The organism is Shewanella sp. SG41-4 (genome assembly GCF_014164505.1).
In the GTDB taxonomy this organism is placed as follows: Bacteria; Pseudomonadota; Gammaproteobacteria; order Enterobacterales; family Shewanellaceae; genus Shewanella.
The window spans coordinates 18383-30743 of record NZ_JACJFI010000022.1 but is presented as its reverse complement, the minus strand read 5'-3'; the positions used below and the strand labels follow the sequence as shown (position 1 = coordinate 30743).

The 12361-nt window shown below is 45.1% G+C and carries 11 protein-coding genes; 1 reads left to right on the top strand and 10 read right to left on the bottom strand.

Annotated elements, in window-relative coordinates; translation table 11 throughout:
* On the top strand, window positions 1–1388 hold a 1388-nt coding region (locus H5202_RS04090), incomplete at its 5' end, for a methyl-accepting chemotaxis protein (RefSeq protein WP_182770928.1).
* Between the two features lie 70 nt (window positions 1389–1458).
* Here the strand turns inward: H5202_RS04090 and H5202_RS04085 are convergent.
* The 10 genes from H5202_RS04085 to H5202_RS04040 form a co-directional block, all read right to left on the bottom strand.
* Entirely contained in the window at window positions 1459–2685 is a 1227-nt protein-coding gene (locus tag H5202_RS04085; protein WP_182770927.1) for a beta-ketoacyl-ACP synthase, read from the bottom strand.
* A complete protein-coding gene (locus H5202_RS04080; protein ID WP_182770926.1) occupies window positions 2682–3407 on the bottom strand; it encodes a 3-ketoacyl-ACP reductase FabG2 in 726 nt (241 codons plus the stop codon). Before H5202_RS04080 ends, H5202_RS04085 begins: the two co-directional genes overlap by 4 nt.
* 61 nt (window positions 3408–3468) lie before the next feature.
* Window positions 3469–3966, bottom strand: coding sequence for an ApeP family dehydratase (locus tag H5202_RS04075; protein ID WP_182770925.1), 498 nt, complete (start codon window positions 3964–3966; stop codon window positions 3469–3471).
* A 4-nt stretch (window positions 3967–3970) separates the two neighbouring features.
* Window positions 3971–5173: a beta-ketoacyl-[acyl-carrier-protein] synthase family protein gene (locus H5202_RS04070; RefSeq protein ID WP_182770924.1), complete on the bottom strand. Its 1203-nt coding sequence runs from the start codon at window positions 5171–5173 to the stop codon at window positions 3971–3973.
* A 102-nt stretch (window positions 5174–5275) separates the two neighbouring features.
* Window positions 5276–5896 carry a DUF3261 domain-containing protein gene (locus H5202_RS04065; protein ID WP_182770923.1) on the bottom strand — a complete coding sequence of 207 codons (621 nt, stop codon included), beginning with the start codon at window positions 5894–5896 and terminating at the stop codon, window positions 5276–5278.
* Complete coding sequence (locus tag H5202_RS04060; protein ID WP_182770922.1) at window positions 5886–7154, bottom strand: NAD(P)/FAD-dependent oxidoreductase; 1269 nt, start codon at window positions 7152–7154, stop codon at window positions 5886–5888. Before H5202_RS04060 ends, H5202_RS04065 begins: the two co-directional genes overlap by 11 nt.
* Window positions 7155–9554 (bottom strand): MMPL family transporter, encoded by a 2400-nt coding sequence (locus H5202_RS04055; RefSeq protein ID WP_182770921.1) that lies wholly within the window; start codon window positions 9552–9554, stop codon window positions 7155–7157.
* Window positions 9554–10369, bottom strand: coding sequence for an outer membrane lipoprotein carrier protein LolA (locus H5202_RS04050; RefSeq protein ID WP_182770920.1), 816 nt, complete (start codon window positions 10367–10369; stop codon window positions 9554–9556). The genes H5202_RS04055 and H5202_RS04050 overlap by 1 nt, the downstream gene beginning before the upstream one ends.
* On the bottom strand, window positions 10366–10800 hold the full coding sequence (locus H5202_RS04045; protein ID WP_182770919.1) for an acyl-CoA thioesterase: 435 nt from the start codon (window positions 10798–10800) through the stop codon (window positions 10366–10368). The genes H5202_RS04050 and H5202_RS04045 overlap by 4 nt, the downstream gene beginning before the upstream one ends.
* Complete coding sequence (locus tag H5202_RS04040; RefSeq protein ID WP_182770918.1) at window positions 10801–12360, bottom strand: HAL/PAL/TAL family ammonia-lyase; 1560 nt, start codon at window positions 12358–12360, stop codon at window positions 10801–10803.
* Between the last annotated feature and the right edge of the window lies 1 nt (window position 12361).

Sequence of the window (12361 nt, the reverse complement as noted above, 5' to 3'; positions counted from 1 at the left end):
TGACTTTTAGCATCACCGCAGCAATAGCCGTATTGGTGCTATCACAACTCAGTTATCTTTTGCTAAAAGGTACTGAGTTATTCGGCATTGTGGCTGCCGTGATTATGATGACAGTATCGGGACTATTAGTTCAAAGCCAAATGGGTATGATTGAAATGCACTTTCATATCTTTGCGACCATGGGGATATTTCTTATTTACCTGCGCTGGCAGCCGTTAGTGGCCGCTTTGTTGACTGTGGCGATACATCACGTCGTGATGACTTATATCCAATTACAAGGTGTTGAAATATTTGATACGCCAGTGATGATTTTTGCTGGCGAGTGTAACTGGAACATTATGCTCGTTCATGCGCTGTTTGCCGCAACTGAAACCGGTATTTTAATTCGTATTGCCTTATTTATGCGTGCAGACTCAGTTGCCAATCAACGTATTGCAGGTGCAATTCAACATATTTCACAGCATAAAGATTTATCGGTTCGGTTACCTTCAGCTGATACTCAGGCAGAAATGTCATTTAATTTGATGCTGGAAGAGTTGTCGCAATTGTTTAACGACTATCGCGATATTGCTGTAAAAATGGCCAGTACTTCCGACAACTTAATGAGCCTGAGCGATCAAGCTCAACATGCGGTACAACAGCAAAATAACCAAGCACGAATGATTGCCGAGTCGACTCAAGATGTTATCGACAGTTTTCAGGCAATGGCTCATGACAGCCAAATATCAGCAGATCAGGCAAAGGAAGGGGCAACCTCAAGTCTTGGCGATCGTCAGAGCGCATTAAGCATTATGAAAGACATGCAGGCACTGGAAACCAACATGACTGAAGTGACAGAATCAATGACCGATTTAACCACTGATGTTAGCGCAATTACCACACAGTTACAGGCGATTCGCAGTATTTCAGATCAAACTAACTTACTTGCGTTGAATGCGGCGATTGAAGCGGCTAGAGCGGGTGAGAGTGGCCGTGGTTTTGCGGTTGTAGCAGATGAAGTTCGCACTTTAGCAAAGCGTACAAGTCAATCTACCGATGGCATTGAAAAAGTACTGAGTCGTTTAAATGTCAGTATGCTAAAAACCGTTGAATCGATGGATCAAGGTAAGCAACGGACGGCGCAAAATGTTGTTCACACCAGTGGCATTGCCCAAGGGCTTGAGCAACGTTCTGCACAAATAGGTCAAGTTGCTACCTTGAGCAACAATGTGGCAAATGGCACACAACAACAAGCGGATAAATTGACTCAAATTGGTGCGGAGATTTTGGATAATGCCCAATCCGTTGTGCTTTTATCAGAACAAGTTCAAAAGCTGGCTGGTGGCGCGGTAGAAATGAAACAGATTACTCAAGACTATCAAGCCAAAGCCGCAGCTTACAAAGTCTAAAAAAATAGGCGAAAGCATCGCTTTCGCCTATTTTATTTGGCTGCTAAGTTGGGACGATGCTCTTATGCAATTAACGCCAACGTTTAAAGATCAATGAAGTATTAATGCCACCAAAAGCAAAATTGTTACTCATAATGTAGTCGGTGTCGATATGACGAATATCGTCTTTAATGTAATCGAGCACAGCGCATTCTGGGTCGACATCGTTAAGATTAAGAGTGGGTGCAAACCAGCCTTCATTCATCATATTAATACTGGTCCACGCTTCCAATGAACCACATGCTCCGAGGGTATGACCGGTATAACTCTTTAATGAAGATATGGGCGTTTCTGCACCAAATACTGCATGAGTTGCGGTTGTTTCTGCTATGTCACCGCGATCGGTTGCAGTACCATGAGCACTGATATAACCAATTTCTTGAGCCGATAATTGGGCATCTGTTAAGGCTAAACGAATCGCCACCTCCATGGTTGTAGCATTAGGTTGAGTGACGTGTTGGCCATCTGAATTGGTGCCAAAACCGACCAGCTCAGCATAAATATTTGCACCACGGGCTTGAGCATGTTCAAGCTCTTCTAATATCAGCGTACAGGCACCTTCACCGATAACCAAACCATCACGACTTTGGTCAAACGGACTGGGTGTTTGGCTTGGGGTGTCATTTTTGGTGCTGGTGGCAAACAAGGTATCAAAGACTACCGCCTCGGTAGGACAAAGCTCTTCACCGCCGCCCGCTAGCATAATGGTTTGCATGCCATATTTAATCGCTTCATAAGCATAGCCAATGCCTTGACTGGCAGAGGTACAGGCACTGCTGGTGGTGTGAATTCGGCCTTGCAAGCCAAAGAACACGCCAATATTAACCGCGGTAGTATGGGCCATCATACGGATATAACTGGTTGCGGTTAATCCCGACATATCGCCGGTTTTTAACATGTCGCCAAAGCCCATAATCGGATCGGTACTGCCTGTGGATGAGCCGTAGGCCACGCCAACTTGACCGGAATTAAGGATGGGATCGTTCAATAGGCCGGCGTCTTCAAGTGCTAATTCACTGGCTCGTGTCGCCATCATGGATACTCGCCCCATAGAGCGGATCTTTTTACGTGAATAATGGGCGGGTAGAGAAAAATCAACCACTGGTGCTGCCAGACGAGTATTTAGACCTGGGTAGCGATCCCATTCATTCATTCTAATAACGCAGTTATGTTTGGCTAATAGGCTAGCTTTTACTTGTTGCCAGTCTTGGCCTAATGCGGAAATTCCGCCCATACCAGTAACAACTACACGCTTCATATCATGCCTCCGTTGACGGAGATCACTTGGCGAGTTATGTAGGCTGCATCATCTGATAATAAGAAATTAGCAAGACCTGCAATTTCACTGGGTTTGCCCATGCGTTTCATCGGTACTATTTGATTGACAATATCGGTTGAGATATCTGTGACCATGTCGGTTTCTATCAACCCGGGGGCGATACAATTGACGGTGATTTTTCGCTTAGCTAACTCAAGCGACAAGGCTTTAGTGGCGCCAATAATTCCCGCTTTTGAGGCGCTGTAATTCACTTGGCCACGATTTCCTGCAATGCCTGACACTGAGGCTAGGGTAATAATACGTCCGCCTTTCCGTGCTTGCACCATTGGCATAACCGTAGGGTGGATAACATTATAAAATCCATCAAGGTTAGTGTGAATGACACTGTCCCATTCATCTTCAGTCATCGCCGGGAAGGCGGTATCGCGATTAATACCCGCATTAAGAATAACGCCATAATAGGCACCATTTTCGGCAATGTCAGTTTCGATAGCAAGTTTGACCGCTTGGCGGTCGGCAATATCAAATTGCAATAAACTAACCTGAACACCAAGATCTAATAAGGTTGTTTGTACTTGCGCTGCAGCAGCATGATTGCTGTGAAAGTGCAGCGCAATATCAAAACCATTCTCAGCTAATTTAATTGCGATTGCTTTGCCTATTCCTCGGCTTGAACCGGTAACTAATACTCTATTATTCAAAATGTGTCTCTCCGTGATTGATTCGAGGAACTCCAATGGAGGTATCAAATAGGTTTGTTGATCATTCCTTGCTGTCAGCTTGGCTTTCATCTATGTAGGCTTGGGTGTCTTTTGGTTGGAATACATTGACATTGGCCGTCGCCACTAACGTTTGGTGATGATAAATTTGGCAATCAAATACTGCTAATCCAGACTCTTCTTGGTACAACCGAGTGACCTGAGTACGATAAGACTCACCTAGGGTAAATGTGTCGATATGCATTTGCAGTTTGCGGGTACCGAGTAAAAAACCGACTAGGATAGCCTCGTCGCACAGTAAGGCTTCCACACCCGCTAACGCAGCAATACTTTGGGCCATGTACTCGATGCCAACATAATTTGGCACGCCATCGAGTTTGGCGTCGAAATAGGCACTCTTGGGGCTAATATGGGTTTCGGTGATTAAGCAATCTAGGCGATGTTCTAAGATATTATCAATTAAGATCATCGGTGCCCGGTGCGGAATAAAAGTCCCTATATCTTGGGCTAACATCGCCGGAGTTGCAGTGGCTATTGACATGAAACTAGGCATCCTTTCGACAAAAAATCAGGCTGGCATTACTGCCGCCAAAGGCAAATGAATTGCTCATAATAAAATTGAGTTGGCTAAGGCCTTTATTGTTGTTGGCGCTAACGAGAGCGATATAGGGGTCATTAGCATCTTGCTGCCCATCCCAGATGTGCGGCGGCAAACGTTTGTCATGGTTAAGTGGGCTTAATAATAAATAGCAAAAGGCTGCTTCAATCGCACCCGCAGCGCCTAAAGTATGACCCGTGAGCGGTTTGGTTGAGCTGCAAGCTGGCAGTGAATGGTTAAATACAGCAGTGACCGCCCTCGATTCCATGGCGTCATTTTTAGGTGTGGCGGTGCCGTGGAGATTGAGGTAATCGATTTGTTCTGCAGAAATATCGGCTTCTGCTAAGGCTTGTCGCATAGCGGCAATAGCGCCTAATCCTTGCGGGTGTGGTGCTGAAATATGGTGTGCATCGGCAGACTCGCCTATCCCGGCTAACATGACGTCGCTTTGGCCACGCTCTAAAGTAAATAAAGCAGCCCCTTCGCCAATATTAATCCCATCACGATGGCGACTAAACGGATTGCAATGGCCTTTGGATACCGATTCTAATGCAGCAAAACCATTAACCGTTAATTGGCACAAGCTGTCGACACCCCCCACTATCACCATATCGCACATATTCGCATTGAGTAACCGCTGGGCACTGGCAAATACTTTGGCGCTCGATGAACACGCTGTAGATACGGTATAACAAGGGCCAGATAGTTCAAATAATTGTTTTAAATAATCACTGGGGCTGCCAAGTTCCTGCTGCGAATAATGGTAACTCGGGGGGAAATGGCCATGTTCAAGCTGATATTTTAATGCCGCTTCGCCTTTGGAGATACCTGAGGTGCTGGTGCCTAAAACCACTCCGATGCGATGGGAACCAAAACGTTGTTTAGCTTGCTCTATAGCGGGTACAAGTTGCTGGGCGGCAGTGTTTAATAAACGATTATTACGGCATGCAAATAAGCTGAGGTGATCGGCTATCTCTATTAACCGCTTATCATCGACACAACCGACCAAGGTAGACGCATCGAACAATAAATTATCGCGCCACTGCATGGCACTAATATCACCATTGATAAGACGCGGCAACACCTCTTCTGGCGAGTTGCCCAGAGGTGTACACAATCCGATGTGAGTTATTGCTATGCGACTGTTCATGTTTTGTTTAATTGCCTATTTATCACGGTTTATTGGGTTATGCTGGAGCACTTGTTTATCAATTGGTTTATCAATTGGTTAATCAATTAGTTATTCAATTAGTTAATCAATCGGGTTTATTTGCATGTGAATATCGGCAACGTCGATGTCTACATTCACTTGCGCTGACCACGGATCGATATCGTTATAAGTTATTGTTATTAACGCACCACTGGCATCGATAAGTTGCTTACATAGCGGCATATCACATGCAATTGTGACTAATTCACCGCCGGTTAAATGTTGATTAATTTGCTCCGTTGGCCAGTAAATTAGCTGCATTATGGCCATTAAATATTCTGCTTTAAATTGCTCACCTAATAACAGGCTTTGCTGACTTTGCAGGGTTTGACCATCGTACACTAGTGTGAATAACGCTTGTCCAAGTGGGGCTAATCCAACTAACGTCATCCGTTGTGAATTAAGCTCTAGCTGGGTTAATAACTCATGATTTTCTTGTCCATGGGTAAAGCTCACCATTTGGCTTAAGCTGATGTCTTGCTGTGATGACATCGCTAATACCGCAGAGGCTGAGCTTAGGCAATATTGTGCTTCACTGGCGAGTGGGACACAAGTTTGCCGCTCGATTTGTTGGCTACAAGCACTTAATAGACTTAGCAGTAACAGCGCCACAACGCGAAGCAATATTTTCTTTGCAGAACGCCCCAGCAAATTAAGCCACATCGGGTTCTGGCTCCTGACATAGTTCAACAATGGTATTAAGGCGTCGCTCGGATTCTTTTACAAACGGGTTGCTCATGTCCCAAGCGTAACCCGCTAAAATTGAGCAGATCATTTGTTTAATGGCGCTATTGGCTTGCCGATAGAAAATAACATCTTGAAAACGTCCATCATACCAAGCTTGGACATAGGTTCTAAAGGTGTTAACGCCTTGCATTAATGGCGCAGAGTATTCTCTATCCCAATCAACCGTTTTTCCATTAAGTTGCTTATGTAAACTAGCGGCAGCCATTGATGCTGACTGCATTGCAATTGTCACCCCAGACGAAAATACCGGGTCAAGGAACTCGCCAGCATTACCTAATAAAGCAAACTTATTGGTTGCTAAGGTGGTGACATTGGCCGAATAACCTTTGAGGGTGGCACAAGGTTGAACAATATTGGCATTACTTAGTAACTGCTGTAACTCTGGCTCTTCGTTAATCACCGCTAACAATTGTTGTTCAAGGCTACCGGATAAATGCTCGAGTAAATGTGGTTCAGCCACCACGCCAATTGAGCAGCGGTTATTGCTAAAAGGGATTAACCAGTACCAAATATCCTTATGTTGAGGATGAACACTGATTAAGATCTTATTTCGATCAAAATTGGGGTCGCTAATATTGTCTTCAATATGGGTAAAAATAGCGCTGCGTGGCGGTAAATTTGATGGCTGTTCTAAGTTGAGTAATCGCGGTAATACACGGCCAAAGCCACTGGCATCAAGCACAAACTTAGCATTAATCTGATATTGTCCTCCTTGCTCATTCGTTACCGTTAAGCGAGGATTGTTAGCTAAGTCAATCGCATCAACTTGATGACCAAAACGAATTTCAACCCCTTGGCTGATAGCTGTATCGGCGAGGAGTTTATCAAAATCTGCTCGTTGAACTTGAAATGTGGTGCCAGGGCCTGGGGTAAATTTATCGGTAAAGTCGAAGGTGGTGTAGCGCCCTTGGTGCTGAAATGCTGCGCCATTTTTAAATTGAAATCCTGCCTGATTAACGGCGTCTAGCATGCCAGCTTGTTCGAGAAACTGCATACAACAAGGCAGTAAACTTTCGCCAATCGAAAAACGTGGAAAATGATGTTTTTCAATAACAACAACCTGATGACCTTGTTGGCGCAATAAGCTGGCGGCAATGGCGCCTGAAGGACCTGCACCAATAATGGCAACGTCAACGTCCATGTTGCTGACTGTATCTGAATGAGCGCTTGGCATTTACAGTGTTTTCCTAGTGATAAAAGAAATAAACGGTGCCAGTAAAAATGAAAAACTGATCCCAAAAAGAAGCGTTAAGCCAAAAAAGTGAATGGCATGAGTTTGACTCAGCGCCAGTAAACCAAAAGCCAATAGTGTTGAACAAGCTGACATAAAGATTGCCATCATCACCCCGCGACTAGTGTGCTTTGCCTCGGCAAAAAATAGGCTGTAATCGATACCAATGCCTAACACTAAAATAAGCGCTAAGGCGTGAAACAAGCTAATGCTTGAGCCGACAAGACCTAAACAGGCTAGCGTGAGCAATACAGATAATGCGGGTACCGCTACAATCGCTAACGCTAATCTTATGCCGTATTTAACGCTAAACAGTAGGCTGGCTAAAGCAAATACCCACATTAATAGCTGTAATGTTAGTTGGCGATACTGGCCCATTAAATGGGATATATCACCGACCTTATCGATTAACCGAACTTGCCCCATAGACCATTTATGCTCAGTCAGCCGTTGCTCAAGAGAAGTTAACGAATGTATGCCACCGAGTAACACTATCGCGCCAAATTGCTGAGTTTGGTCAGTTGCCTGAATCGCACCAAGCCATAAAGTCTGTAAATCATCATTGGCTTGGGCTAACACCATCGTTGGGGTTAACCATTGTAATTCTGCCTGATTAAGTTGTGCCATTAGACTGGTGCCTATGCTGTCATCTAGGCCCATTTCACTGATAATGTCATCTAAATGTTGCCCATAAAGCTGTTGCTGTAACTGATAGTGTTGTTGTTGTTTGGCAATGCTGGGCATAAAACGGCTGAGACTGATTGCTTGGTCTAACTCACCATCAGTTATGGCTTTATCCAGTACTGGTGTCAATTGCTCTAACGTTTGCAATAAAGCTTGTTCATTGGTGCCGCTGACTAAAATAAATTGGTTGTCGGTGCCGCCGCTGAGCAGTTGCCGTAGCTGGTTTTCTTCGGTGGTGATGGCTGCAGGGCTTTGCTGTAATTGGCGTATATCATCGTCGGAGTCTGTTTGTGACAGGCCGAAAAATAATATAGTCGCCAAACCCATGAGCAGAGCCGCTATAGCTATTTTTTGCCACAATTGATTTGGGGTGAAAATACGTTGTAATAGCGCCAAATACCCTTGGGCTAGGGTTAATCCAGGCGTCGGTTTAAGCGCATGGTTACCCAGTAATGGAAACACTAATAACAGCGTTAGGTATGCACCAATTAACCCAGCAGCGCAAAATACTGCTACTTGTTGCATTCCCGGGAATGGGGTAAAACCAATGGCGATAAAGGCACTTGCACTGGTTGCAAGGGCGAGAGAGAGCGCTGGAAATATTTGCTTTAAAGTGTCACTGGCGTTGTTATTAGGGTGAGCTTGTTTTTCGCAATAAAAGTGAAAGCTGTAATCAATGGCGACACCAATTAAGCTGGTGCCAAACACTAATGTGAGTAAGTGCAACTCACCGAAAATACTTAAGGTGGCGACAAAAGCAAATACTACCCCGGTGGTTAACGTCAGTAGCGCGGCAAATAACGGCATAATCGATCGAAAAGCCAACCAGACCAATAAGATGATCCCCAACATGGAAATTAATCCAATTCGGCTGATTTCTTGTTTAGCCGACTCAGTGGCGGCAATTGCATGAAAAAGCGCACCAGCCTTAAGAAAACTTATATCAGGGTAGTGCAACGTCACTTGGCTAAACGCAGACTCTAATGCTTGTATTTGCTGTTGCTGAGCGGTCGGGCTAAACGCACTGTCGCGGCCTTTGGCCATGATAATTGCAGCCACACCCTCAATAGTATCGGTAAGTAAAATGCCTTGCTGGCTTCGCAGTGCACTATTAGGAGATAACGCCAGCAAGTTAGCCGGAAACATCAATAACGGATCATTGCTGAGCAGTTGGCTGTTGGCAAAACCAAATGCGCTATAAAGTTGATTTTGGGCCGCGTTAAGCAGCTGGTGCCAATTATCTGTTTCAATCGCTTTAGCTTGCTCAGCGGTGAGTAGGGTAAAGCGATGTTCGAAATACACTTTAGCTAAGTCTTGCAGATGATCATCCGCGCCGCTACGTATGTGAGTAAAGGGTTGTTGAGGCTGTTTATCTAAGAACCCCATCAATTGCTGTGCTGCACTGATAGCTTGGCTGTCGTTATCGGCTTTTACTGCAATATATACTTGGTTAGCGAGTTGCTGTTCGACTTTGTTTAATGCAGTTTCAGTGAGTTTATCTTGTTGTAAATGCGGCAACATCGCCAAAATATCAGTTTGAATATGCGCGCCTTGTTGCCACTGTATTATGCCAGTGGCTAACATCGTCAGCAGCAATATCACCCATAAAGCAAAACGCCCAATGGGAGATAACATCGCAGTAAGCGATATGGGCTTCATTATTTAGCAGACTCATTACCAAGACTAAAAAGTGCAAGCTCAGTTTCACTCAGCGGCCCTTGTTGGGTCTGGGTAAATTGAATTTGGGTGTAGTCGCGAACATCCGCTTGGTTACTGGTCATGATTAGTGAACGTATAAGCGTGTCGCCACTAATGGTGATGTTACCCATAGACGATAACACTTGTGGATCTTTAGCTTGTAAGCCCAGTTGCCATGACCGACTTGTGGATTGAGTAGCGGATTGAGTTGCAGGCATAAATAATTTGAAATCAGCACTTAAGGCATCAATATCACCCGCCATAATGGCTTGTAATAAACGCGGTAATTGCTGTGCAATCGGGTTGCCACTGCCCGCAGCGTTAAGGTGTTGAACCTTGCCTTGGCTGTTTTGTTGGATCAACTGCTGATCTTTAAGCACCATCAAGGTATTGAATGGACGCTGCTGCTGCCATACCAATCCTTGCGCAGGACTGAAGATAAACAGTCCTTGGCTCAGTAAAGGCTTTTTAAGCACCTGCAAATGGCGCAGCTGAACAAACTGGCCTCGAGTATCAAGTTGTAAATTCAATTGCTGAGCTAAAGCGCTGAGGGCCTCTGCAGAGGCTGGTTGACTGTACAGAGTCTGAATATCTGCTAATTGCTCTTTGGTCAGAGCTTGAGGTTTTGGCTGTGTCAGCTCTGGAGTAAGTGTTTGATTGCTGCTTGCTGGTGGACGTTCATTGGCCGAGACAATGCCAATATGCAAACAGAGCAGTATAACGAGACTACTGACACTAGCGACTACGCTAACAAACGCTCTACGGCGGGCACTCATGACACTTGGCCTGCAACTAATAATGGGCGAATTTTTTGCTGAAACACTTCAGGGGTGACAAAGCATAATTCTTGGGTAGCAATCTCAACCGCGGCTTGAATGGTATAGCCTTTGGTGATGCGCGCGTTAGTATCTGCATCAATAATCTGATAGTTAATTCGTAAACGATTTTCCCATTCCACAATGACGGCAATGACCTTGATTTTTTGGTCAAAAGTGCTGCTTTTTACGTACTTAATTTGCACATCCACAATCGGCCAAGCGAAACCAGATTCTTGCATGGCGCGATAATTATAACCGAGCTGATCCAGTAATTGGCAACGCACAACTTCAAAATAGCGTAAGTAATTACCGTGCCAAGTAATGCCCATCGAATCAACATCGTGAAACGGGATCACCATTTCCATTTCTGTGAGTAATAAGCCTTTCATTTAACACACCTCCCACAGACCCAGTTGAATTTTTTCTACTGTTTGGCGCAATATCGCTTCTAATGGACGGTCTTCGGTAAGCAGTTCAAAATCTTCACTGACTTGAGCCAGTGTGGTGGCAAGAGAGGGTGTAAGCGAATTAGGGTCTAACTCTTTTTGTATCACGCGCAGTTGAATACCTTGGCTCATGGCCAATAATGCGGCCGCGGCGACTTGTTCAGTCAGTTGCAATATCCGTATGCAATCGCGTGCGGCAATAGTGCCCATACTCACTTTGTCTTGATTGTGGCATTCAGTCGAGCGTGAAAATACACTGGCAGGCATGGTGTTTTTTAATGCTTCTGCAGTCCAAGCCGAAACACCGATCTGTACCGCTTTAAAACCGTGGTTAATGGCGCGACGTTCACCTTCTGCGGCAGATAAGTTAGCGGGTAAACCATTATTAAATTTGGGGTCCATGACCAAGGCCATTTGACGATCAATTAAGTCGGCGATATTGGCCACAGCATTTTTCATCGCATCCATAGCAAAGGCAATGTGGCCACCATAAAAGTGACCGCCATGGAGAATATGTTCACCCTCGGCATCGACAATCGGATTGTCGTTAGCGCTATTGAGTTCGGTTTCAATAAACTGACGCATAAAGGGCAGAGCATCTTGCAGTACGCCAATGATGTGTGGTGCACAGCGAATAGAATAGCGGTCTTGTAAGCGGTCAGAATTACGTGGATGCACATGATGGTTTAAGTCTTCGCGGATCCAACGGGCAATCTGGTTTTGTCCTGGGTGAGGTTTGGCTGCAAACAAAATATCATCAAAATGGTTTGCATTGCCTTTAAGTGTTAACGATGCCATAGCAGTAATGCGACTTGATAAGCGAGTTAAATACTGCGATCTATCATAGGCTAAACAGGCTAGTGCGGTCATCACTGCGGTGCCATTCATTAACGCGAGGCCTTCTTTAGGACGCAGGGTTAATGGCACCATGCCAAATTTCAGATAAACATCTTTGGTCGCTTGGCGTTTACCTTGGTACATCACCTCTCGTTCGCCAACTAATACCGCGGCAAGATATGATAATGGGGTTAAATCGCCGCTGGCGCCAACCGATCCTTCTTGAGGAATTACCGGAGTAATATCATTATTTAGCAGCCATTCAATGCGTTGCAGCAGTAAATAACTGACACCTGATTTACCCACCGCCAATGAGTTTAAGCGGCAAGCCATAATCGCGCGGGCTTGCATTGGGCTGAATACATCACCTAAACCACAACCATGAAAACGGGTTAAATGCAGTGGCAATTCATGCACTAAATCTAGGCTGACGTTGACAGTGCAGGAGTCGCCGTAACCTGTGGTGACGCCATATACCACGCCTTCTTCATGCAGCAAACTGTCGATGAAGCGGGCGCCTTTTTGAATATATTCAACATAATCAGCAGAATCAGCCAGCTTGACCGTTGCGCCTTTGGCTACAGCCACCACTTGTTCAAGGCTTAGGTAGCTTTGACCTAAATGCACGGTATTTTCGGCGGACGACGATGAAGAAGTGTTGCTCATT

Bases quoted from the DNA above. Each gene is read 5' to 3' on its own strand.
- H5202_RS04085 (WP_182770927.1), bottom strand. From the start codon at position 2,685: ATGAAGCGTGTAGTTGTTACTGGTATGGGCGGAATTTCCGCATTAGGC.
- H5202_RS04075 (WP_182770925.1), bottom strand. From the start codon at position 3,966: ATGTCAATAGCCACTGCAACTCCGGCGATGTTAGCCCAAGATATAGGG.
- H5202_RS04070 (WP_182770924.1), bottom strand. From the start codon at position 5,173: ATGAACAGTCGCATAGCAATAACTCACATCGGATTGTGTACACCTCTG.
- H5202_RS04065 (WP_182770923.1), bottom strand. From the start codon at position 5,896: ATGTGGCTTAATTTGCTGGGGCGTTCTGCAAAGAAAATATTGCTTCGC.
- H5202_RS04060 (WP_182770922.1), bottom strand. From the start codon at position 7,154: ATGCCAAGCGCTCATTCAGATACAGTCAGCAACATGGACGTTGACGTT.
- H5202_RS04055 (WP_182770921.1), bottom strand. From the start codon at position 9,554: ATGAAGCCCATATCGCTTACTGCGATGTTATCTCCCATTGGGCGTTTT.
- H5202_RS04050 (WP_182770920.1), bottom strand. From the start codon at position 10,369: ATGAGTGCCCGCCGTAGAGCGTTTGTTAGCGTAGTCGCTAGTGTCAGT.
- H5202_RS04045 (WP_182770919.1), bottom strand. From the start codon at position 10,800: ATGAAAGGCTTATTACTCACAGAAATGGAAATGGTGATCCCGTTTCAC.
- H5202_RS04040 (WP_182770918.1), bottom strand. From the start codon at position 12,360: ATGAGCAACACTTCTTCATCGTCGTCCGCCGAAAATACCGTGCATTTA.